Source organism: Burkholderia stagnalis (assembly GCF_039848545.1).
In the GTDB taxonomy this organism is placed as follows: domain Bacteria; phylum Pseudomonadota; class Gammaproteobacteria; order Burkholderiales; family Burkholderiaceae; genus Burkholderia; species Burkholderia stagnalis.
Genome location: NZ_CP156686.1, coordinates 299959 through 323264, shown reverse-complemented (window position 1 = coordinate 323264; position 23306 = coordinate 299959). Strand labels below are relative to the sequence as shown.

Genomic DNA, 23306 nt, shown 5'->3' with positions numbered 1-23306 from the left:
GCTTGCGCAAGCCGGCGCGCGGGCCATGTCGTACCTGCGTTCCGCGAGGGCGCGGGCTTCCCCAACCGTTGAAGAAAGGATCTCGTATGCAGACATCACGCAAGGCATTGCCGTTGGCATTGAGCATCGCACTGGGTTTCGGCATCGCATGCGGCGCGGCGGCGGCCGATCACAAGAACGGCGACCCGCAGGCGTCGAGCCTGCGCGAAAGCCTGACGCGCGGCGTCGCGCCGCCGGCCGCGAAGTCGGATTCGGCCACCGGCCAGTATCGTTCGGACGGCGTCGCGGTCACGCTGTACAACCCGGCCTACCACACCAAGCAGGCCGCCGCGACGCCGGCCGACACCGCGCGCGGCTTCGTCACGTCGCAGGCCACGCAGCTCGGGCTCGACGCGGCCGCGCTCGCGAGCCTGGTGGTCGCGTCGGAGCGCAAGGATCCCGACTTCACCGTCGTGCGCTTCGAGCAGCGGGCGGGCGGCCTGCCGGTGTACGGCAGCGAGATCGCGGTGACGGTCGCGAAGGGCGGCCGCATCCTGTACGTCGCCAGCAACACGATCGGCGGCGCCGTCGTGAAGGCCCGCAAGACGCAGGCCGTCGACCAGCAGCAGGCGCTCGACCGCGCACGCGCGTATCTCGGCGTGAGCGGCTTCACGAATATCGACGCGAAGCTCGTCGCATTCGTCGATGCCGCCGGCACGCATACCGCGTGGAAGGTGCGCGGCCGGCCGCAGGGCGGCCCGAAGGGCGACTGGGAGCTGCTGATCGACGCGGACAGCGGCGAAGTGCTGCGCGCCGAGGACAAGGCGTTCTACGCGACCGACGGCACGGGCTACGTGTTCCGTCCGGATCCGCTGTCGCCGACGAAAAGCAGCTACGGCAGCACCGGCTACAAGGACAACAGCGATGCGGATTCCACGCAGCTGAGCGCCGCGCGCGTGCGCGTGACGCTGAAGGATCTCGCGCTGTCGGGGTCGAGCTACCGGCTGTCGGGCCCGTACGCGGTGTGCACCGACTTCGACGCGCCGAACGACAACGCGTGCCCGGTGCAGTCGACGCCGACCTTCGAGTTCACGCGGAAGAACCTGTACTTCGAGGCGGTCAACGCGTACTACCACATCGACACGTTCCTGCGCTACGTGAACCAGACGCTCGGCATCAAGGCGACGCCGTACCAGTACGCGGGCGGCGTGCAGTACGACCCGCACGGCGAATCCGGCGCCGACAACTCGTCGTATTCGTCGGGTAGCGGCAGGCTGACGTTCGGCCAGGGCGGCGTCGACGATGCGGAAGACGCCGATGTGGTGATCCACGAGCTCGGCCACGGCATCCACGACTGGGTGACGAACGGCGGGCTGTCGCAGCAGGAAGGGCTCTCGGAAGGCACCGGCGACTACCTCGCCGCGGCCTACAGCCGCGACTTCAACCAGTGGAGCCCGTCGGACGCGCAGTACAACTGGGTCTTCAACTGGGACGGCCACAACGAGTTCTGGGGCGGGCGCGTGACCAACTGGAACGTCGGCCGCACCTATGCGCAGGCACGCGGCGCCGAGATCCACACGGCCGGCCAGTATTGGGCCTCGTGCAACCTGGTCGCGCGCGACGCGATCGGCGGCGCCGCAATGGACAAGGCGTTCCTGAAGGGGCTGTCGATGACCAACGGCTCGACCAACCAGAAGGCGGCCGCGCAGGCCGTGATCACCGCCGCGTCCACGCTCGGCTACAGCGCCGCGCAAATCACCGCGATCGGCGATGCGTACAACAAGAGCTGCACGTATGGCGTCACGGTTCCGAAGAAGTCGTAATCCCGCAGCAGGCCGGGCCGATCGCACACCCTGCGAGCCGCCCTCTTTTTCGACATCACTACCCTGATGAGATCGAACATGCCTAGTCTGAAACTCAAACACCTGAGCGCCGCGCTATGCGGCACGCTGGTCGCCGCCGCCGCTCACGCGGCACCCGTCTGGATCACGCTCGGCGACAGCGCGCTGCGTCAACTGCAGCGCGTCGACGCCGGCGTGACCGCCGCGTACAGCACCACGGTCGTGGCCGGCAAGACCGACAGCGGCGTAGCGCGCCGCGAAACCGTCCATGTCGTGCAGATCGACGACGCCTCGCTGGGCGAGCTCGCGGCCGCCGTCCACCGCACGCGCGGCCACGGCCCGGGCTTCGTCGTGCACGACTCGTACGACGAGGCGCGCCAGGCGCTGCAGCCGCTGCCGGCCGCGCTGGCCAAGCAGGCCGCCGCCGAGTACCAGGTCGCGAACGTGTCGCAGATCAGCACGTGGATCCAACAACTGCAGGCCAGTAACATCGTCGGCACGATCACGTCGCTGTCCGGCTTCACGAACCGCTACTACACGACGTCGCACGGCGTGGCCGCGTCGGACTGGCTCGCGCTGCAATGGAAGCAGCTGGCGAACGGGCGCGCCGACGTCACCGTCGAACAGTTCGCGCACGCGAGCTGGCCGCAGAAATCGGTGATCCTGACGATCAAGGGCAGCGATGCGTCGGCGGGCACGGTCGTGCTCGGCGGGCATCTCGACTCGACCGTCGGCCGCACGACGGAGAATACCCGCGCGCCCGGCGCGGACGACGACGCGTCCGGCATCGCGAGTCTCACCGAGGCGCTGCGCGTGCTGCTCGCGAACAACTACAAGCCGAAGCGGACCATCAAGTTCATCGGCTACGCGGCCGAGGAAGCCGGCCTGCTCGGCTCGAAGGCGATCGCGAAACAGTTTCGCGCGCAGAACGCGAACGTGGTCGGCGTGCTGCAGCTCGACATGACGAACTACAAGGGCGACGCGAAGGACATCTACCTGATCACCGACTACACGAACGCCGCGCAAAACACCTACCTTTCGAACCTGGCGAGAACCTATCTGCCGGAACTGACGGTCGGCACGTCGCAATGCGGCTACGCGTGCTCGGATCATGCGTCGTGGAACGCGCAGGGCTATCCGGCGTCGCTCCCGTTCGAGGCGGACCAGAACGACAGTCCGTACATCCATACCGTGAACGACACGCTGGCGAACTCGGATCGCCAGGCCAACCACGCGCTGAAGTTCGGCAAGCTGGCGCTTGCGTACGCGGTCGACCTCGGCAACGGCGGCACGACGGCGAAGCCGTGACGGCGCGCCGCTGAGCCGGTTGCCGCCGGCATGCGATACAACGGGCGCGAAGCCAGGTTTGCGCCCGTTTGTACTCGTGTGCGCTCATTTGCGCTCACTTGCATGTCGACGGCGGCATCGGTGCGGCTAAAATCGTCGCTCGATCCTTTCGCGCCACGCGGCGCTATCCGACATGCAAGACACTTCCCGCTCCCTCGACGACCTCACGCCCGACCGCGTGACGACCGCATTCGACCTGCCCGGCCACACGACGGTGCGCGCGCTCGGCGTCGCGCAAGGCATCGTCGTGCGCTCGCGCTCGATCGTCGGCTCGTTCGGCGCGGCGCTGCAGACGCTGTTCGGCGGCAACATCACGCTCTACACGTCGCTGTGCGAAAAAGCCCGCCAGCAGGCGTTCGACAAGATGCTCGCGGACGCGCGCAAGCTCGGCGCGAATGCGGTCGTCGCGATGCGCTACGACTCGACGGAAATCGGCACGGGGGTGACGGAAGTCATCTGCTACGGCACCGCGGTGCGGGTCGGGCACGATCGCTGAGCGTGCAGGCGCCCGCCGCTGTCACGACGCGAGCACGGTGTACACCGTCGCCGCGATCGAGCCGATCACGAGCACCGCGCCGATCGTGCGGCGCTTGTTGAGCCCGGTCCACAGCAGCACGCCCGTCAGCGACAGCAGCACCAGCGCGCCGGCGAGCGTGTCGACCAGCAGCACCCAGCCGATGCTCATGCCGACGCCCTTGTGCAGGTTCGTCAGCCACGCGAGCGCGGAATTGTCGGTCCGCTTCAGCGCGACATGGTCGCCGCCGACCCAGTAGTCGACCGCCACGCTTTCGGCCGGCGACGCGAACGTCATCTGCCAGTGTTCGGGCTGCACGGTCTCGCGGTCGCCCCACGCGACCGGATGCTCGGGTTCCTTCTGCACGCGGCCCATCCGGGCGGGCAGCCGGAGATCAGGCTGTGCGCGCAACCATTCGGCGAGCGCGCGCGGCGACTCGGGCGCGGGCTGCGGCACGCGCAGCCGGAGCGTCGACACCCGCGGCGCGCCGGTCGCGATGCGCAGCGGCTCCGCGCGATGATTCAGCACGAAGCCCGTGACGCCGAACAGCAAGCCGAGCGCGGCGCCCCACAGGCCGACCCAGCCGTGCACCTTGCGCAGCCACTTGATGAAGGTGCCGCGCCGCGCGCGCGAGCCGGCTTGCGCGCGCGATGCGTCCGCGCCGGTTTCGATCAGATCGGCCACGCTCACGTTTCACTCCAGAGTCGCAAAAGATTGTGGTAGCAGCCGACGAGGCTGCGGCGCGCCTGCGCATCGGCGTCGCTCGCGTTGAGCCGCTGGATCGCGGTATCCATGTCGAACAGCAGCGCGCGCTGCGCGTCGCTGCGCACGAGGCTCTGCACCCAGAAGAAGCTCGCGACGCGCACGCCGCGCGTCACCGGCGTGACCTGGTGCAGGCTCGTCGCCGGGTAGACGACCATGTCGCCCGCCGGCAGCTTCACCTGCTGCACGCCGTATGCGTCCTCGATCACGAGTTCGCCGCCGTCGTACGCGTCGGGCTCGGACAGGAACAGCGTGCAGGACACGTCGGTGCGCAGCTTCACGCCGTTCGGCAGCACCCGCACCGCGCCGTCCACGTGGCTGCCGAACGTCATCCCGCCTTCGTAGCGGTTGAACAGCGGCGGGTAGACCTGGTTCGGCAGCGCGGCGCTGATGAACAGCGGATGGCGCTCGAGCGCCGCGAGGATCACGTCGCCGAGCTCGCGCGCGAGCGGCGAATGCTCGGCGATCTGCTGGTTGCGCTTGACCGGCGCGCCCGAATAGCCGGCCGTCGCGCGGCCGTCGACCCACGCGTCGCCCGCGCCGTCGAGCCGCGCACGTAGCGTCCGCACCTGCTCGTGCGTCAATACGTTCGGAATGTGTACAAGCATCGTGCCTGCCCTTTCGTGATGTCGCGCGCCGCTCAGAACCGGTAGTCGGCGGTGGCGAGGAACGTGCGGCCGATGCCCGGCACCGCGCGGCCGCCGTCCGACTGGATCAGCGCGTCATAGTAGTGCTTGTTGGTCGCGTTCAGCAGGTTCAGCCGCACGTCCCACTGCTTCGCGTGATAGGCGGCCGTCGCGTCCCAGCGCGTGTAGCCGCCCACCTGCACGTAGTTGGTGTTCGCCGCGTAGCGCCCCGACATGTAGGTCGGGCCGCCGCCGATCTCCCAGTGCGGCGTGAACGCATAGGTCGTCCACAGCGTGAACGTGTTGCGCGGCGTGTTCGCGGGCGTCTTGCCCTGCGTGCCGTCGCGCGCCTGCAGGATCGTGCCGTCCATGTACGTATAGCTGCCGTACACGAGCCACTTGTCCGTGATGCGGCCCGACACGCCGGCCTGGAAGCCGCGCACGCGGATGTCGCCCTCGAGCAGGTATTCGCCCGTCGAGGTCTGCGTGCGCGCGTTGCTCTTCTCCTGCTGGAACAGCGCCGACGTGACCGACAGGTTGCCGTTCAGCAGGTCCCACTTGCTGCCCACTTCGAACGACTTCGAATGCTCGGGCGCGAGGTTCTGCGTGTTGTTCGTCACCGTCAGCGATTCGAGCGACGGGTTGAACGACGTGCCGTACGAGAAGTAGTACGACTGCCAGTCCGCCGGCTGGTAGATCAGGCCGGCACGCACGCTCGTGAAGAAGTTCGTCTGCGCCGCGTAGCCCGGCGCGCTGACCGTGTTGCCGATGTGCGCCTGGAAGCGATCCCAGCGCAGGCCGCCGACGACCTTCCATTCCTTGCCGATCGACACGGTGTCGTTCACGTAGCCGGCCAGCGTCGTCGCGCCCGATTCGGCGTGGTTGCCGGCCGTCTGCTTCGCGTTCGACGTCGACGACAGGTACGCGGGATCGATCAGCGACACGATCGGCAGGTTGCTGCGCGTGTATGCCTGGTTCGTGTAGCTGTCGTGGCCGAACTCGACGCCCGCGACGATGTCGTGCTTCACGCTGCCCGCGTCGAAGTGGTACTGCACCATCGTGTCGTTGTAGATCGCGTGGTTCTGGATCACGCGGTCGTGGCTCACGAGCTTCACGTACAGCGCGGACGGCGGCAGCGACGTGTAGTTGCCGTTCGCGAGCGCCGTGCTCGACGCGAGCGGCCCGGTCAATACCGAGCCGGGCGCGGTTTCGCGGGCGTCCGTCATCGAGTGCGAGAACTGCGTGCGGTTGCTGATCTTCAGCGAATCGTTGATCTTGTGGTCGATGCGCGCGGTGACGGTTTGCAGGTCCTGGATCGTGCGGTCGTCGGTCAGCCCGTAGAACGTGTGCTTCGACACCGGCGCCGGATGCCCGTTGAGCGCGAGCACGCCATAGTCGGGCATGTCGTAGTTGTGCTGGATCAGCGCGGACAGCGTCACTTCGGTCGGCGTGCCGATGCCGAAGCGCAGCTCCGGCGCGACGCCGTAGTCCTTGTTCTTCATCACGTCGCGCGTCGAGCCGAGCGACTGGCCGAACGCGTTGATCCGGAACGCGGACGTCGCGCCGAGCGGCCGGTTCAGGTCGACGCTCGTGCGATAGCGGTCGTCGGTGCCGAGCGTGGTCGACACTTCGGCCGACGGCTTCAGGTTCGCCTTCTTCGTCACCTGGTTGATCACGCCGCCCGTCGAGCCGCGCCCGAACAGCATCGACGACGGGCCGTACAGCACTTCGACCGCATCGAGGTCGAACGTGTCGCGGTAGTACTGGTTGCGGTCGCGGAAGCCGTCGAGATAGATGTCGTTCTGCGCGGTGAAGCCGCGCAGGTTGATGTTGTTGCCGATCTGCCCGCCTTCCGCGCCGCCGATCGTGATGCCCGGCGCGTTGCGCAGCACGTCCTGGAACGACGTGAGCCCCTGCGACTCCATCAGCGACTTGTTGATCACCGTGACCGACTGCGGGATGTCGCGCAGCGCGGTGGGCGTCTTCGCGCCGACGCTCGCGCGATCGGCCTGGAAATCCTGCGTCACGGCCTGCCCCGACACCGCGATCGTCGGCAGCGTATCCGGCGCGGCGGCGGCGGCCGCGGCGGCATCGGCACGCGCGGCTGACGACGACGATGCGGGCACGCCCTGCGCGAGCGCAGGCGAAGCAAAAGGCACGACAAAGGCCAGCGCGAGCGCACTCGCGAGCGGAGTCCTGTTCAACATGGGGTTCCAATCCGGAAAAGCGGCCCGGGCACGCGCGCGCTGTGGCGGGTTGCCGGCATGGGCCCGATGGCTGGCTGGCCGCCGGCGATCAGGCACGGCTGGCGGCGTCGAGCTGGCTACGGTTGACGATGAATCGACGCATCGATTCGTGAAATGAGAATCGCTATCATTCCATGTATTTCTTTACGTTTCAATTGGTGACAGCACAGCCGGCCATTAGAAAGACATTTCAGAAAATTACAGAAAGCACGATGTAATTATTTGAATAGATTCTGTAATTTCATATGTGAATTCATCGGATCAATGACTCGTCAAAGCCTTTTCCGGCAAGGGTTTTGTGGAAACATCCGATGAATATCCATCGGATGCAATTAATCAGACAATAAAGCTGCGGCCAATAATCAGACGATTATTGGCCGCATTGAATTGAAAAGAAATCGCATTGCCTCGAAAGGCATTTGAAATTATCGATCACGCTCCAGCGACGTCATGTTCGTGAGCTGCGGAAACAGCCGCATCCACGCGAGCGCGACGAGAATCGTCGCCGCGCCGCCGACGACGATCGCCCCCGGCGCGCCCCACCACGCGGCCGTTACGCCCGACTCGAATTCGCCGAGCTGGTTCGACGTGCCGATGAACAGCGCGTTGACCGCGCTCACGCGCCCGAGCATCTCGCCCGGCGTGCGCAGTTGCACGAGCGACAGCCGCACGACGACGCTGATCACGTCCGACGCGCCGAGCACCACGAGCGCGACGAGCGACAGCATGAAGTGCCGCGACAGGCCGAACACGATCGTCGCGATGCCGAACGCGATCACGCCGCCGAACATCGCGCGCCCGGGACGGCCGCGCAGCGGAAAGCGCGCGAGCCACAGCGTGCCCGCGAGCGCGCCGAACGCCGGCGCCGCGCGCAGCGCGCCGAGCCCCCATGGCCCGACCTGCAGGATGTCGCGTGCATAGATCGGCAGCAGCGCGGTCGCGCCGCCGAACAGCACCGCGAACAGGTCGAGCGACAGCGCGCCGAGTATCGCGGGCTCGCGCCGGATGAACGCGATGCCGGAGAACACCGAGCGCAGCGTGACCGGTTCGCGCGCGGGCGGCGCGCTGCGCAGCGGGATCGTGCCGCTCATCAGCGCGGCCAGCGCGAACGCCGCGACGCTGGCGCCAAACGCGACAGGCGCGCCGAGCCCGTACAGCAAGCCGCCGCACGCGGGGCCGAGGATCTGCGCGGCCTGGTTCGCGGAAGTCGACAGCGCGGTCGCGCGCGGCAGGTCGCCGCGCGGCACGACCGCCGGCAGCAGCGACGACACCGATGGCGATTCGAACGCACGCGCGGTGCCGACGATCATCGCGAGCGCGTAGACGCCCGGCGCGGTCAGCCAGCCGCTTGCGCTGCCGAGCAGGAACGCGCCGGCCACGCAGGCCTCGACCGTCTGGCAGAGCATCGCGATGCGCCGCCGGTCGTAGCGATCGGCCACCTGGCCGACCACCAGCGTCAGCGCGAACATCGGCACGAACTGCGCGAGGCCGACGAGCCCCAGCGCGAACGCGCTGTGCGTGAGCGCATACACGTGCCAGCCGATCGCGACCGACAGGATCTGGAACCCGAGCGACGACATCACGCGGGTGCCCCAGAAGCGCTGGAACGGAACGTGGCGAAACAGATTCGGCGGGGGCTCGGCCGGGCTGCCGGCGTCGGGTAACGGACGGGTCATCGGGGTGTGGGCGGCGGCGCGAACATCGGGCGGGGTGAAGGAGCCCGGCGCGCGGCAGCGTCGTCGCGCGGCCGGGTCGCGGTCAAGCGGCGATGATAGGACAAATGCGGGATATCGGCCGGCAGCGCGCGCGCCCCGACCGGCTGCGTTCAGCCGCCGAGCGGCCGCTGGTCGAACGCGTCGCGAATCGCCTGCGCGAGCTCACGCACCGCCGCCGCGCCGGCATCGTGCATCAGCACGTACTCGATGGGCGGCAGCGGCGGCAGGCCGTCGGCCGGCGTCAATTCCCGCAGGCCGTCGTCGATCGCGCTGCGCGGCAGCGGCGTCACCGCGAGGCCTGCGCGCGCCGCCGCCTTCACGCCCGCGACGCTCGGGCTCACGCACGCGATGCGCGACGCGACCTCGGCGCGGGCCAGCGCCGTCAACGCCGCCGCGCGGAACGGGCACGGCTCGGGAATGCACGCGAGCGGCAGCGCACCGTCCGGCACCGGCTCATGCCGCGCGAACGCCCACGCGAGCGGCTCGCCGCCGAGGCTCAGGCCGCGGTCGTCGTGCTCGCAGCGGCTGCCGATCACCAGATCGAAGCGGCCCGCGTCGAACGCGTCGACCAGGTTCCCCGGCACGTCGACGACGAGTTCGAGCGCCAGCCCGCGATGGCGCGCGCCGAAACGCCGCAGGATGTCCGGCAGCCAGCCGCACGCGAAATCGTCCGACGCGCCGATGCGCAACGGCCCCGCCGCGTCGACGCCCGGGCCGCCCAGGCACGCGCGGGCCTCGTCGCTGAGGTTCAGCATCGCGCGCGCATAGCCGAGCAGCAGCGTGCCCTGCTCGGTCAGCGACACGGTGCGCGTATTGCGCATCAGCAGCGCGCAGCCGGTCTGCTCCTCGAGCCGCGCGACCTGCGCGCTGACCGCCGACTGGCTCAGGTGCAGCCGGCGCCCCGCGCCGGTGAAACTGCGCGCGTCCGCAACCGCGACGAACGTATGGAGCAATGCGGTATCGAGGGGTCCGCTCATTCATCACCAAATCGGGTAAGTGAAACGAATTAATATCATTTCCGGATAATACGCCGACCCACTACCCTTGTGCCTGTCGACGCGCGCCCCCGCTCGCGCCGCACCCTCTCCCTCTTGTGACAGGAATTGCCGACATGGCCCGACTGCTCTATATCGAAAGCTCGCCGCGCAAGCGCGATTCGGCTTCCATCGACATCTGCCGCGCGTTTCTCGATGCGTACCGCGACGCCCATCCCGCCGATACCGTCGACACGCTCGACGTGTGGAATCTCGACCTGCCCGAATTCGACGGCGACGTGCTGGCCGCCAAGTACGCCGGGCTCGCCGGCACCGCGCTGACGCCGGCCCAGGCGGCGGCGTGGGCGCGCATCGACGCGCTGGCGGCGCGCTTTCATGCGGCCGACAAGCTGCTGTTCGGCATCCCGCTGTGGAATTTCGGCGTGCCGTACAAGCTCAAGCACCTGATCGACGTGATCTCGCAGAAGGACGTGCTGTTCACGTTCGACGGCACGGGTTTCGCGGGCAAGCTCGCCGGCAGGAAGGCGGCCGTCGTCTATGCGCGCGGGCTCGACTACGCGTCGCCGGGATCGTTCACGCCGGCGCGCGAATACGACCTGCAGCGGCCGTATGTCGAGATGTGGCTGAAATTCGTCGGCGTGACCGATGTGCAGGACATCGTGGTCGAGAAGACGCTGTTCGGCGACGACGGGCACGCGGGCCGCGTCGATGCGCTGGAACGCGCGCGTGCGCTGGCGCGCGCGTTCTGACGCGCACGCGACGGCCCGCCCGCGATCACCGGCCCATGATCGCGGACACCGCCTGCAACAGGCGCCCGTCGACGCGCGCGAGATCCTCGAGCACCGAGAAGTGCGTGCAATCCGCCACATGGATCAGTTCGACCGTCTCGCCCGCCGCGGTGCACGCGGCCGCATAGTCGTCGGAATGACGCACGAGCTCGGGCAGCTCCGCGCCGCCGACCGCGACGACGGTCGGCGCGCCCTTGCCGACATGCCGCAGCGGGCTGAACGCATCGATCTCCGCCGCCGACAGCTTCAGCTTGTCGTCGAGCCACGACAGGGAGATCGGCTCCAGATCGACGAGCGCGCTGATCGGCAGCGCGGCCGTCACGGCCCGATGGGCGCGGTACTGCGCCGTCAGGTGGCCGCCCGCCGAATGGCCGCTCAGCACCAGCGGCCGGCCTGCGGTGCGAACGCCGTCGGGGCCGTCCGCCAGATGGTCGAGCAGCCGGCCGATCTCGCCGACGATCTGCGTCATCGACGCGTCAGGCGCCAGCGTGTACTCGGCCAGCACGACGTCGAACCCATGCGCGAGCGGCCCGCTCGCGATGAACGCAAAGTCTTCCTTCGCACAGTTCTGCCAGTAGCCACCGTGGATGAAGACGAACGTCGGCGCATCCTGCTTGCCGCATGAGAAGTGGTCGTAGCGCTCGCGCGGACGCTCGCCGTAGCGCAGGTCGCGCCGGCACGACGCGCTGGCGTAAAGCGCGGCGCCGCGCGCCTGGAAATCCGCGAGTACCGCGGGAAAATCGGCAGCGGCCGCGACGTTGTTGTATGCGGCGTCGAGTGTCGTGCGGTCCATGCCGCGATAGAGCGTAGTCATGTTCAAGTCCTGTCGATAGGTGTTCATATCCAACGGCCGGAACGCGAGCCACCGCGAACCGGGTTCGTGTCAGTCTCGCCTGCGCCGGCCGCGCTGTCGGCCGCCGCCCGGTTGATCTCGCCGAACGCGTGGAACGTCGCCGTCCGGGCCGTTCGGCCTCACGAACCGCCCGTCGTCGATGCACACCGTATAATTTCCGCCCAGTGAGGGTTTCACGGCTCCGACTCGCTCCGTTCAGCGTTCGACAGGCGTCCATGATTCCCGGAGTGCGCGCGCGCGGCTATCGTTGCGACGCCATCCGCATCGAAAACGCGCCATTTTTCGACGGCGCATCCGCCCCCGCTTCCACCAGGAGGGACGACCATGAACGACTTGCTTTCCCGATCCGGCATGCGATCGCTGCCCTTCCCGCCGCTGCTGTCCGCAAGCGACCTGCCCCGCAGCGCGATGCTGTTCGAGACCGACGACCTGGAGCATGCCCGCCAGGAAGTCAGCCGGATCTACCGCCCGTATCGTTTCACGGCCGCACCGCGCCGCGCGATGCCGGCCACCATGTTCAATCTCGGCGGCGACGGCGTCGCGCTCTCATGGTTCGCGTACGGCACGGAGATCGCCATCCGCCCCGAGGTCCTCGGCCATTTCGTGCTGGTGCTCACCACGCTCGCCGGGCATTCGGACATCCGCAGCGGCAACGTGGCGCACGCAGGCGGCCAAGGCTCGACGGTGCTCGTCGCATCGAACGAGCAATCGACATTCCGCTACAGCGAGGACAACGTGCAGATGGGCGTGCGCATCGACGCCCGCCGCATCGCCGAACTGTGGCGCCGCCTGTCCGGGCGCGAGCCGCCGCACGCGCTGCCGTCGTGCACGCTGCTCGACGCGCGCAGCCGCGAACGCTGGCTCGCGTCGGTGCAGACGCTGCGGCTGCTGCTGCATCCCGATACGCCGCCCGCGCTGAGAGCGATGCAGCTGCCGCTCGCGGAAGAATTGCTGATCATGAACCTGATCGGCGAACGGCTCGACGACACCGGCACGGCCACCGTCGCCCCCGCCTGCGTGAAGCGCGCCGTCGCGTTCATCGACGCGCACGCGGGGCAGCCGCTGACGCTCTCCGAGATCGCGGCCGCCGCGCACTGCAGCGTGCGCACGCTGCAGCGCGCGTTCCATCAATGGCGCGACATCGGCACGATGCGCTACCTGAAGGACGTGCGTCTGCAGCGCGTGAGAACGGCACTGCAGGAAGCGGACGCCAGCGCATCGATCACCGAGATCGCGACGCGCTGGGGCTTCGTCCATCTCGGCCAGTTCGCGGCCGACTATCGAAAGGCGTTCGGCGAGCGGCCGTCCGACACGCGCGCGAAGCGTCATGCATCCGCGTGACGTGCAATATCGGCGCTCGCGTGCATGCGCCGGCACGCGCCATTGCGCGACGCCAGCCAGCAATACAGCGGTGACGTCGGCAGCAGCCCGATGATCCACGGCAGATCGGCGCCGCCGAGATACTTCGGCACCGGCCCGCGTACATCGGCGTGTTCGTGAAAGAGAGCTGTACCGCGATGCCGATCGCGCAGGCGATCAGCGCCTGAGGATCGAAACGGCAGACTGTCGGCGACCGCTCATAGCGCGACATTTCAGCGCAGTGGCCAAACGGCTCAATTCGAGGTTTTTCCGTAAAATGCGCCTTTATCGGAGCTTCAGATAACGCGTTCGTCATGCATCGAATTGGACTCTTCGTCTGCCATGGGCACGATGTTCTTGATCTCGGTGGACCACTTTCGGCCTTCAACCAAGTGGCGACAGCCGCTGGCCATACCCCCTATGAGCTTCATGTCATTTCGCATGCTGGAGGCCCGGTTCTCGGCAATACAGGCCTTCCGATCGAGACGAAGCCGATCGGGAGGCGCACGTTCGACACCGTTGTTTTCGTGGGCGGCGATATCGATCCGATGCAGGCATCGGAGAACATTGCCGCTGCCAGGAAACTGAGCGCCAAAGCCTTGCGGGTGGCAAGCGTGTGTACCGGGGCATTCCTGCTTGCGGAAACCGGCTTGCTGGACGGCCGCAAGGCAACGACGCACTGGCGATACGCGGCTCAATTGCAGTCGCGCTTCCCGCTCACCAAGGTCGAGGGCGATAGCATCTACATAGCGGACGGCCGCATTTGGACGTCGGCGGGCATCGCCTCCGGAATCGACCTGGCGCTCGCCATGATTGAAAGAGACATGGGCCCCGAAATTGCGCGTGCTGTCTCCAGGCTTCTGGTCGTTCCGTATCGTCGACCAGGCGGTCAATCGCAATTCTCTGCGATGTCGCAAATGGAGCCGGAATCGGATCGTATCCGCATCGCGCTGAATTTTGCGAGGGAACATCTGGCCGAAGCGCTACCGGTCGAACGGCTCGCCGATGCGGCGAGTTTAAGTCCGCGACAATTTGGACGAGCATTTCGTCGAGAAACCGGTGAAACGCCCGCGAAGGCGGTTGAGCGTTTGCGAGTCGAAGCTGCGCGGCTGCGCCTGCAGGACGGCAGCGAACCCATCGAACAGATTGCGCTGGCCGTGGGATTCACGGATCCGGAGCGGATGCGGCGGGCGTTCGTCAAATTGCACGGACACCCGCCGCAATCGATCCGGCGCCAGAGCAGATTGAACGGCAAGCGCTGATCGACAGACGCCCCCTCCCCCTTGGTCCGCGTCTGCCTAACGGCTTACCGGCGCTTTCGTTACGTGATTATCGACGTCTGATCGGGCCTCAACGGCCGTCAGATTTTGGTGACGCGTAATCATTCCACATGTCTCGATGCAGCTTCCAGGCACCGCCCTGCTTCAGGAAGACAAGGATCTGCTTGCCGCGGTATTTGAGCTTTCCATCGTGGTCACGGATTTCCGCATCCGAAACCTCCGTCACGGTGTGATCATCACCGTAGAACTCGTAATTGCTGAACGACACGGTATTGGGCGCTGCTCCGGCATATCCGTTGGTGAAGTACGCGGCGATCGCGCCGCGCCCCGTCACTTTGTCACCGCCGGGCGGCAAGAGTGTGCCGTCGTTGGTATAGAGGCGGCCTATCGCCTCGTAGTCCCCTCGCCCAAAGGCATCTGCCCATCGCGCGTTCTCGGCTTTGATGGCCGCGCCGAACTGGTGCTCCAAACCGCCGGCAGTTGCCGGCGCCGCAACGGCGAAAAGGGAAACGCAGACTGCAAGCGCAGCCGTACGAAAACGGATCTGTTGCATCGTATGACTTCCGATCGTGACTTGAATTGAAGAGGGCTGCACGGTTGTGCAGGTGGGACATGCAACGTCAGGCGGGGCCCTGGTCATGGCCTGCGCGTGGCCTCGCCGACATTGCCTGCAAGCTTTTCAGCGAACGCCCGGGATTCGTGCGAGACCTCTGGATGCGCCGGGCAATTCTTTGTCGACCATCGCGATGACCTCTGCACGCGCATCTCTGGGATGCCCGGAATGGAACGGCGGAGCGGGATCGTATTCGATCGCGAGTTGTGTGAATTCCGCGGCCTGTTGGCCGCGCAGCTTCGCCGCGACGCGAAGTGCGAAGTCGATGCCCGCCGTCACGCCACCGCCGCTCATGAACCGGCCGTGGTCGTCTTCCACGAAGCGATCCGGAACGGCGATGGCGCCATATTCGGACAGCTTGTTGACGAACGCCCAATGACAGGCGCTTCGCTTGCCTTTGAGAACGCCCGTTGCGGCGAGCACGAGCGATCCGTTGCAAACCGACGTAATGTGTTTGGCGCTTTCAGCCAGACGCCGGATTTGAGCCTGATACGCCGGGCGCATCGGCACCGACAGATCGGAGCCGCCGGGAACCAGGATCAGGTCGGTTTTCTCAATATCGGCCAACCGTTCGGTCTTGCCATAGACGACCCCGAATTCGAGCGTCACGTTGCCCCCGTCGAGGCTCGCGTAGCGAACGTTCGTATTCGGTAGCCGGTGAAAAATCTCGCTGGGGCCAGCGAAATCGAGCAGCGTGCCGCCATCGTAATTCACGATCAGGATATTGAGGGGATCGCTCGGAGCCAGTTCCGCCTTGCCGTCTGCCTGCGCAAAAACGGGTGCGGCGCGGCCAAGCAAGGCTCCGCCGCCCATGACGGCGCCGAGCGTGGCGACGCTTCCAAACTTGAGAACATCGCGGCGGGAACGGCCTGCTTTGGTGAGTTTCTCGCCAGTGGCGTTGTTTTGGCTATGGTCGGTCAAGTTAATCTCTCCTTGCACTTGGGCCCCTCTGCAAGCGCAACCAGATTGGCCAGATGGAAAACACCACGCCGAACAGCGTGGCGGACATGAGATCGAGATGTGGATGAGCCGGGATGACGTGCAGGGCTCTGGAATCGGGAATCGGGAATCGCAGGCTTAAAGCTGCGAGGCGCCGCCATCGACGATCAGTTCGGTGCCGACGACGTAGGAGGATTCGTCGCTGGCGAGATAGAGTGCCGCGTAGGCAACGTCCTCGGCCTTGCCCATGTAGCCCACCGGAATGGCTTCGGCGAACTCGGCCTTACGGTCGCGAACCCATTCGTCGGGCATGCCCCACTTGGTGATCAGGGGCGTGTTCATCGCACCGGGCGCGATCGCGTTGAAGCGGATTTTCCGGCCGAGAAACTCGTAGGACCAGCTACGGGCCAGCGAACGCACGGCGGCCTTCGCGGCCGCAGTCAACGAGATGCCATGCTTGCCGGTCTGCGCGACGAACGATGTATTGAGAATGACCGAGGCGCCCTCCCGCAAGTCCGGCAGCACCGCCTGAAGCGTGAACACCACGCCCTTGACGTTGACGTCCATGATCTCGTTATAGAGTTCGTCGTCGATGTCGTCGACTGCGGACGGGAAAGCCCAGCCGGCGTTGGCGAATAAGACATCCAGGCCGCCGAACTTCTCCTTGACCTGCGCGGCGATCGCTCGCATGTCCTTGATCGAACGTACGTCGCCCTTGAGAACGAGCGCATTCTCGCCAAGCTCGGCCTTCACACGCTCGAACACGGCGTCATCGCGACCGGTGACCATCACTCGGGCGCCTTCTGCAATGAACAGCCTGGCGGTTGCGAGACCGATGCCGCTGGTGCCACCCGTGATCAAAACTGACTTGTTCTTGAGCCTCATCTTCCATTCCTTTCCAGGTCGTGATTGATCAGGCCGAACGTTCGGAACGCAATCGCGTTCGTGAACTGCTCCCTGCCCGATCTTCCACGCGAAGTATGGAACTCGAAGCGAATGGCTAAAAGGTCGTATATCCCTCGAAAAGCGCCAACTAACCCGAACGAGTGACTAACGCGCCTCGGCCTTGAGTGGCCGCATCGCACAAGCGGGGCGGACAGCGACATCCACGGAGTTCTTCGAACAAGCAAAAAAAAAGCGCGAACCTAGGTTCGCGCCAAAGAGAGACCTCGCTGAAGATGGAGTGCCGCGTCCCGCCCCCTCAGAACGAGTGCCGCATGCCGATCCGCACGTCGGCCTGGGTCTGCGTGGTGGACGGCGTGAAGCTGTAGCCGATCACCGCATCGACGCCCTTCGACGCGCGCAGGTAATCGCCGGAGATGTAGACGTCGGTGCGCTTCGACAGCAGGTAATGGAGGCCTGCGGTGCCCATGTTCCAGTGGTGGCCTTCGAAGCGCGTGTGCTGGTAGCCCGCGATCAGGCTGAGCGCCGGCGTGAACTGGTACAGGCCGCCGCCTTCGTACGACTGCATGTGCGACGAGTTGCCGAAGCCCTTGATCGTCGTGTACGAGTAGTTCGCGTCCAGCGTCAGCTTGCCGATCGTATAGCTCGTGCCGACGCCGAACGTGCCCTGGCTGTCGACGTTCATCGGCGTGTTCGCGAACAGGTCGGTGCGCGCGCCGGTCGCCGGATCGACAGTGACGGTCTGCTGGCCGAGGAACGTGTGCGTGCCGATCATCGCGTACGGGTCGAACGCGTAGATGCCGTGCGGGTTGTTCAGGCGCGTGTACGCGGCGCCGATCGAGAAGTCGCCCTTCGTGAAGCTCGCGCCCGCGCTCCATGCGCTGTCGCGGTGGAAGTTGCCCGCGACGTTGCCGAACGAGTACATCGCGCCGAACTTGAAGCCGTTCAGATCGTTCGACAGGAACTTCACCGAGTTCGGCAGGCGGTCGCCGTTGAAGCGGTCGAAGTCGCCCTGGTGGATCGCGTAGCCGCTGCCCCAGGCCGAGATGTTGTAGATCGACACCAGTTCGTTCGTGATGTCGAGCTGGTTACCGAACGACAGCGTGCCCCAGTCGTTCTGCAGTCCGACGTAGGCCTGGCGGCCGAATTCGGCGCCGCCGAAGTTCAGCGCGCCGGTGCCGAGGCGGAAGCCGCTTTCGAGCACGAACACCGCCTTCAGCCCGCCGCCCAGATCCTCGGTGCCCTTCAGGCCGAACCGGTTGCCATACGCGACGCCGTCGTCGAACTTGAACACGTGCGCGCCGCCCGTGTTGTTCACCCATGTCACGCCCGCATCGAGAATCCCGTACAGCGTCACGCTGCTCTGCGCGTGACCGATGGCGGGAACGCACGCCGCGCATGCAAGCGCGGCTGCCACGGCAAATTTCGATTGCTTCATCGTCGACCACCCTCCCTGACCCGTTTGATGGAAAGAATCGCCGGCTGCACGCGCAGCGTCGCGCGCCGGCCGATTCGTATTCAGTACACCCGATGGCCTCGGTATTTCACTTTTCGCAATAGCGCAGCCATTGCCGAAAAATACAAACCCATATTTCGGCTCACCCGTCTGAACGCGACATCGAATGGTCGCGATGCGACGGGTCGGGAAAACACGGATGGGTGGCGACGGCGGAGGCCTGCGCGTCAGCGGCCGTCGAGCGCGGCCCGCACGGCCGGCAGCCCCGGCGCGCCGTCGGCCGTCGTCACGCCGTCGAGCCAGCCGGCGACGAGCGCCGGATCGGCCTTCAGCACGCGTTGCGCAGCCAGCGCGGGCGGGGTCTTGTGGTCGAGCATGTCGGCGATCATCCGGTTCTCGATGCCGACCGTGAACGTCATCTGCCGGAACAGCCGCACAAGGTTCGCGCACTGGCCGGCGAAGCCCGCGCGGGCGACCGTGTTGACCGTCGCGCCGCCGTAGTCGGGCCCGAAGTACGCGTCGCCGCCGGACAGGTAGGTCAGCCGGAACTTCGTGTTCATCAGATGCGGCTCCCACGCGAGAAAAACCACCCAGCGCCGGTCGCGCACCGCGCGCTCGACCTGGGTCAGCATCCCCGTCTCGCTCGATTCGACGAGCGACCAGTTCGCCGGGCCGAGCGCATGATCGGCCAGCAGCCGCTTGATGTTCTGGTTCGCCGGCGCGCCGGGCTCGATCCCGTAGATCCTGCCGCCGAAGCGGTCGGCAAAGCGTTCGAGGTCCGCGAACGACCGCACGCCCGCGGCCGCGACGTAGTCGGGCACCGCGAGCGTGAACTTGGCGCCGCTCAGGTTCGCGTGCAGCACGTCGATCGACCGCTCGTCGACGAACGGCTTCATCAGCGGCCCCTGCGCGGGCATCCAGTTGCCGAGGAACACGTCGACCTGCCCTTTCTTGAGCCCCTGGTAGGTGATCGGCACCGACAGGTTCGACACGTCCTGCCGGTAGCCGAGCGCCTTCAGCACGACGCCTGCCATCGCGTTGGTCGCGTCGATGTCGGTCCAGCCCGGCCCCGCCATCCGCACGTCGCGGCACGTCTGCGGTTCCGCCGCGTGCGCCGCCGTGATGCAGAAGGCGGCGCACGCGGCGCCGATGAGGCTTGCTGCTGCATTGCCCGCTCGTTTCATCGTTTGCTCCATCGTCAGGGTAGGTTCAGGCCGGGCGCGGCACGCGCGGAAAGCGCGCCATCGCCTCGAGCGCGTCGAGTTCGAGGTGATTGCGCATGTAGCGCTGGCTCGCGTCGGCAAACGGCTGCCAGTCCCACGCGTGGATGCGCCCGCGCGTGGTCGCCGCGAAATGAAAGCGCCGCCGCCGCTGGCTCGCGAGCACGTCCTGATGCAGCGCGGGCAGGTTCCAGCGCTGCGCTGCTTCCGCGCGGAACGCGGCGAGCACGCCGGCCGCGTGCGGCGCATCGGCGAGGTTCTCCAGCTCGCGCGGGTCGTCTCTCAGGTTGTAGAGCTGGTCGGGGTCGGCCGGGCAATGCACGTATTTCCAGTCGCCGCGGCGGATCATCACGATCGGCGCGATCGCGCCCTCGGCCAGGTATTCGCCAAACGCGACGTCGTGCGCGGGCGCACCGCGCAAGTGCGGCACGAGGCTCGCGCCGTCGACCGGATCGGGCCAGCCGCCGGCCGGCGTGCCGCCGGCAAGCTCGACGAGCGTCGGCAGCAGGTCGACGTGCGACACGGGCCCCGCCACGCGCGCCGCGTCGAAGCGGCCCGGCGCATGGACGATCAGCGGCACGCGGCAGCCGCCTTCGAAGAACGTCATCTTGTACCAGAGGCCGCGTTCGCCGAGCATGTCGCCGTGGTCCGACGTGACGATCACGATCGTGTCGTCCGCGAAGCCGCTTTCCTCGAGTGCCGCGAGCACGCGGCCGAACTGCGCGTCGACGTAGGAGGTCGCACCGTAGTACGCATGGCGCGCATTGCGAACCTGCGCGTCGGTCGGCGGCGTGCGGTCGGTTTCGCAGACGGCGCGCAGCCGCCGCGAATGCGGATCGCTGCTGCCGAGCCCGGCGGGCACGGCCGGCATGTCGATTTCGTCGTGGCGGTACAAGTCCCAGTATTCGCGCGAGATCGCGTACGGATCGTGCGGATGCGTGAGCGACACGACCATGCAGAACGGCCGCGCATCCAGCCCCGCCGCCCGCGCGCGCGCGAGGTCGAACAGCTTCTGCCGCGCGGCGAACGCGACCTCGTCGTCGAAGTCGAGCTGATTGGTGCGCACGCACGGGCCGGCGTCGAGCACCGAACTCATGTTGTGATACCAGCTCGGCCGCTCCGCTGGGCGCGCCCAGTCGGGCACCCAGCCGAAATCGGCCGGATAGATGTCGGTCGTCAGCCGCTCCTCGAAGCCGTGCAGCTGGTCGGGGCCGCAGAAATGCATCTTGCCGGACAGCACCGTGCGGTAGCCGGCCGCGCGCAGGTAGTGCGCGAAGGTCAGCGTTTGCGCCGGCAATTCGGCGGCGTTATCGTAGGCGCCGATCGCCGACGGCAGCTTGCCCGTCATCAGCGAGAAGCGCGACGGCGCGCACAGCGGGCTCGCGCAATACGCGGCATCGAACACGACGCCTTGCGCGGCGAGCCGGTCGAGCGTCGGCGTGCGCGCGATGCGGTTGCCGTAGGCGGGCAGCGCGAACGGCGTGAGCTGGTCGGCCATCAGGATCAGGATGTGGGGTGTCGGGTTCGTCATCGGCGGTCGGGAAAGAAAACGGGTCGCGTCGGGATCGCGCGCGACGCTTCGGCAGCCACTTGTCTGCTGAAACGGCGACGCTCGGCCGATATCGCGCGGAAGCCCGCGAAACCTCGCTAGAATCGCCGGACGCCCCGCGTGCCGCGTCGCGCGCACGGTTGCACTATTGCCCGCCGTATCCCGCCCGGGAAGGCGTTCGGCCCTTATGGGCCCATTAGAGAGGCTTATGTCGAAACCCGATTCGCTCCCGTCGATGCAGGCGCTGCGCGCGTTCGAATCGGCCGCGCGGCTCGCGAGCTTCACGGCCGCCGCGCGCGAGCTCGGCTCGACGCAGCCGGCCGTCAGCCAGCAGGTGTTCCAGCTCGAGGCGGAGCTCGGCGTGCCGCTGTTCGAGCGCAGCCCGCGCGGCGTGACGCTGACCGACGACGGCAAGCGCCTGTACGAAGCGGTGCGCGCGAGCCTCGACACGCTGCGCGCCGCCACCGCCGCGCTGCGCGCGCGGCGCGAGCACGGCACGCTCACGCTCGTCACCGACGTCGGCTTCGCGACCTACTGGCTGATGCCGCGCCTCGCGGGCCTGAAGCGCGTGATGCCGGGCGTCGACGTGCGGGTCGTCACGTCGCAGGATGTCGACGTGCAGCGCGACCAGGCGGACATCGCGATCCTGTTCGGCGACGGCCACTGGCCGTCATGCACGGCCGCGCGGCTGTTTCCCGAGACAGTCGCGCCGGTCTGCTCGCCGGCGTTCCGGGCCGCGCATCCGCAGGTCGCGCAGCCGCGCGACCTCGCCGGGCTGCCGCTGCTGCACGTGCAGCCGACGCGTCCGGAGCGCTGGCTCTCGTGGCGCGGCTGGTTCGACGCGCACGGGCTCGCCGCGCCGGCCGCCGCGCACGGCGTGACCTTCAACAGCTATGCGCTGGTGATCCACGCGGCACTGCTCGGCGAAGGCGTCGCGCTCGGCTGGACGCCGCTCGTCGACGAACTGCTCGCGTCCGGCCAGCTCGTGACGCTCGTCGATGCGCCGGTCGTCACGTCGCGCGGCTATTTCCTCGTACGGCCGCCGGCGCGGCCCGAGCCGGACGCGGTGCCGGTGTTCCGGCGCTGGCTGCTGGACGCGTGCGCCGCCCGCTCCGGGTAAACCACCCCGGGCGCACTGACGCGCCGATACCAGCCACACGGCGGGTAAGTTCTATCCGCTCCGAATCTGGCCTGATTTACTTCAGCATCGTGCTTTGCCGCTCACGGCAAGACGTTTATCGACCAGAGGAGCCCCATGAGCGACGCCCAACGCCCCGAACAATTCGTCCTGACGCTGTCGTGCCCGAGCGCGGCCGGCCAGGTCGCCGCCGTCGTCGGCTTTCTCGACCGGCATCGCTGCTACGTCGACGCGCTGAACGTGTTCGACGACGACCTGAGCAACCGCTTCTTCGTGCGCTGCGTGTTCCACCCGACCGACGAAACGCTGCACATCGATGCGCTGCGGCACGAATTCGCGCCGATCGCCGCCGGCTTCGACATGCAGTGGGCGATCCACGACGTCAACGCGCGGCCGAAGGTGCTGATCATGGTGTCGAAGCTCGAGCACTGCCTTGCCGACCTGCTGTTCCGCTGGCGGATGGGCGAGCTGAAGATGGACATCGTCGGCATCGTGTCGAACCATCCGGATTTCGAACCGCTCGCCGCACAGCACGGGCTGCCGTTCCGTCACTTCCCGATCACCGCGGAAACCAAGGCGCAGCAGGAAGCGCAGTGGCTCGACGTGTTCGAGACGAGCGGCGCCGAGCTCGTGATTCTCGCGCGCTACATGCAGGTGTTGTCGAAGGAAACGAGCGCGAAGCTCGCGAACCGCGCGATCAACATCCACCATTCGTTCCTGCCCGGCTTCAAGGGCGCGAAGCCGTACCACCAGGCGCACGCGCGCGGCGTGAAGCTGATCGGCGCAACCGCGCACTTCGTCACCGACGATCTCGACGAAGGCCCGATCATCGAGCAGGTGGTCGAGCGCGTCGATCACGCGCATCGCCCGGAACAGCTGCTCGCGGCCGGGCGTGACGTCGAGTGCATCACGCTCGCGCGCGCGGTGAAGGCGTTCATCGAGCGGCGCGTGTTCCTGAACGGGGATCGGACGGTGGTGTTTCCGTAAGCGGCCGGTTCAAGCATGCGGCCCGGTGCGCCCGAAGCCGTTCCAGCCGACCAGGGCCTGTTCACGCTGATAACGGGCTTGCGCTGGCCCCCGGAAGGGCCGATCGCAAGGAATGCGACGGAGCGAATACTCGACGTATTCGCGAGGCGCATGACGCAGCGATCGGCCCTTCTGGGGGCCAGCCCCACGAATGACT

The 23306-nt window shown here is 67.1% G+C and carries 20 protein-coding genes and 1 pseudogene; 8 read left to right on the top strand and 13 right to left on the bottom strand.

Going from position 1 to position 23306, the window contains the following annotated elements; genetic code table 11:
* The first annotated feature begins 86 nt into the window (after nt 1–86).
* The 3 genes from ABFO07_RS18250 (at nt 87) to ABFO07_RS18240 (ending at nt 3663) form a co-directional block, all read left to right on the top strand.
* Nucleotides 87–1802, top strand: a complete 1716-nt coding sequence (locus ABFO07_RS18250; protein WP_322234318.1) for a peptidase — start codon at nt 87–89, stop codon at nt 1800–1802.
* Between the two features lie 78 nt (nt 1803–1880).
* On the top strand, nt 1881–3128 hold the full coding sequence (locus ABFO07_RS18245) for a M28 family metallopeptidase (RefSeq protein WP_322234321.1): 1248 nt from the start codon (nt 1881–1883) through the stop codon (nt 3126–3128).
* Between the two features lie 172 nt (nt 3129–3300).
* Entirely contained in the window at nt 3301–3663 is a 363-nt protein-coding gene (locus ABFO07_RS18240; RefSeq protein WP_059562319.1) for a YbjQ family protein, read from the top strand.
* Between the two features lie 21 nt (nt 3664–3684).
* Here ABFO07_RS18240 and ABFO07_RS18235 read toward each other — a convergent pair whose 3' ends face one another.
* The 5 genes from ABFO07_RS18235 to ABFO07_RS18215 all read right to left on the bottom strand — a co-directional run bounded on the left by ABFO07_RS18235 (nt 3685) and on the right by ABFO07_RS18215 (nt 10007).
* Nucleotides 3685–4371 carry a PepSY-associated TM helix domain-containing protein gene (locus tag ABFO07_RS18235; protein WP_409071635.1) on the bottom strand — a complete coding sequence of 229 codons (687 nt, stop codon included), beginning with the start codon at nt 4369–4371 and terminating at the stop codon, nt 3685–3687.
* A complete protein-coding gene (locus tag ABFO07_RS18230; RefSeq protein ID WP_059907533.1) occupies nt 4368–5051 on the bottom strand; it encodes a Fe2+-dependent dioxygenase in 684 nt (227 codons plus the stop codon). The genes ABFO07_RS18235 and ABFO07_RS18230 overlap by 4 nt, the downstream gene beginning before the upstream one ends.
* 32 nt (nt 5052–5083) lie before the next feature.
* A complete protein-coding gene (locus ABFO07_RS18225; protein WP_322234325.1) occupies nt 5084–7276 on the bottom strand; it encodes a TonB-dependent receptor in 2193 nt (730 codons plus the stop codon).
* A 464-nt stretch (nt 7277–7740) separates the two neighbouring features.
* The gene (locus ABFO07_RS18220; RefSeq protein WP_059958876.1) at nt 7741–8991 is read right to left on the bottom strand and encodes an MFS transporter; all 1251 of its coding nucleotides are present in this window, start codon (nt 8989–8991) and stop codon (nt 7741–7743) included.
* 149 nt (nt 8992–9140) lie between these two features.
* On the bottom strand, nt 9141–10007 hold the full coding sequence (locus ABFO07_RS18215) for a LysR substrate-binding domain-containing protein (RefSeq protein WP_059986024.1): 867 nt from the start codon (nt 10005–10007) through the stop codon (nt 9141–9143).
* 134 nt (nt 10008–10141) lie between these two features.
* On the opposite strand from ABFO07_RS18215, the gene ABFO07_RS18210 reads away from it, so the two are divergent.
* On the top strand, nt 10142–10774 hold the full coding sequence (locus ABFO07_RS18210) for an FMN-dependent NADH-azoreductase (protein WP_322234330.1): 633 nt from the start codon (nt 10142–10144) through the stop codon (nt 10772–10774).
* A gap of 25 nt (nt 10775–10799) precedes the next feature.
* Here ABFO07_RS18210 and ABFO07_RS18205 read toward each other — a convergent pair whose 3' ends face one another.
* Nucleotides 10800–11627 carry an alpha/beta hydrolase gene (locus tag ABFO07_RS18205; RefSeq protein WP_322234333.1) on the bottom strand — a complete coding sequence of 276 codons (828 nt, stop codon included), beginning with the start codon at nt 11625–11627 and terminating at the stop codon, nt 10800–10802.
* Between the two features lie 390 nt (nt 11628–12017).
* Here ABFO07_RS18205 and ABFO07_RS18200 point away from each other — a divergent pair, with 390 nt between their 5' ends.
* Nucleotides 12018–13007, top strand: a complete 990-nt coding sequence (locus ABFO07_RS18200; protein ID WP_060148666.1) for a helix-turn-helix transcriptional regulator — start codon at nt 12018–12020, stop codon at nt 13005–13007.
* Here the strand turns inward: ABFO07_RS18200 and ABFO07_RS18195 are convergent.
* Nucleotides 12992–13224 (bottom strand): annotated as a pseudogene (locus ABFO07_RS18195) (cytosine permease); the annotation flags it as partial. The gene ABFO07_RS18200 and the pseudogene ABFO07_RS18195 sit on opposite strands and share 16 nt — an antisense overlap.
* Nucleotides 13225–13339: 115 nt before the next feature.
* On the opposite strand from ABFO07_RS18195, the gene ABFO07_RS18190 reads away from it, so the two are divergent.
* Complete coding sequence (locus tag ABFO07_RS18190) at nt 13340–14287, top strand: GlxA family transcriptional regulator (protein WP_059986015.1); 948 nt, start codon at nt 13340–13342, stop codon at nt 14285–14287.
* Between the two features lie 88 nt (nt 14288–14375).
* Here ABFO07_RS18190 and ABFO07_RS18185 read toward each other — a convergent pair whose 3' ends face one another.
* From ABFO07_RS18185 to betC, 6 genes are all read right to left on the bottom strand, one after another.
* Nucleotides 14376–14858, bottom strand: a complete 483-nt coding sequence (locus tag ABFO07_RS18185) for a YybH family protein (RefSeq protein WP_059907528.1) — start codon at nt 14856–14858, stop codon at nt 14376–14378.
* 126 nt (nt 14859–14984) lie between these two features.
* Complete coding sequence (locus tag ABFO07_RS18180) at nt 14985–15839, bottom strand: DJ-1/PfpI family protein (protein ID WP_059986012.1); 855 nt, start codon at nt 15837–15839, stop codon at nt 14985–14987.
* A gap of 156 nt (nt 15840–15995) precedes the next feature.
* Nucleotides 15996–16742, bottom strand: coding sequence for an SDR family oxidoreductase (locus tag ABFO07_RS18175; RefSeq protein ID WP_060148669.1), 747 nt, complete (start codon nt 16740–16742; stop codon nt 15996–15998).
* Nucleotides 16743–17058: 316 nt separating this feature from the next.
* Nucleotides 17059–18198, bottom strand: coding sequence for a porin (locus ABFO07_RS18170; protein WP_059801721.1), 1140 nt, complete (start codon nt 18196–18198; stop codon nt 17059–17061).
* 245 nt (nt 18199–18443) lie between these two features.
* Nucleotides 18444–19400, bottom strand: a complete 957-nt coding sequence (choX, locus tag ABFO07_RS18165) for a choline ABC transporter substrate-binding protein (protein WP_347469375.1) — start codon at nt 19398–19400, stop codon at nt 18444–18446.
* Between the two features lie 25 nt (nt 19401–19425).
* On the bottom strand, nt 19426–20967 hold the full coding sequence (gene betC, locus ABFO07_RS18160; protein WP_059801723.1) for a choline-sulfatase: 1542 nt from the start codon (nt 20965–20967) through the stop codon (nt 19426–19428).
* A 205-nt stretch (nt 20968–21172) separates the two neighbouring features.
* On the opposite strand from betC, the gene ABFO07_RS18155 reads away from it, so the two are divergent.
* Together ABFO07_RS18155 and purU are read left to right on the top strand one after the other, a co-directional pair.
* Nucleotides 21173–22105, top strand: a complete 933-nt coding sequence (locus tag ABFO07_RS18155) for a choline sulfate utilization transcriptional regulator (protein ID WP_175038319.1) — start codon at nt 21173–21175, stop codon at nt 22103–22105.
* Between the two features lie 135 nt (nt 22106–22240).
* Entirely contained in the window at nt 22241–23110 is an 870-nt protein-coding gene (purU, locus tag ABFO07_RS18150) for a formyltetrahydrofolate deformylase (protein WP_059562288.1), read from the top strand.
* Nucleotides 23111–23306: the final 196 nt, after the last annotated feature.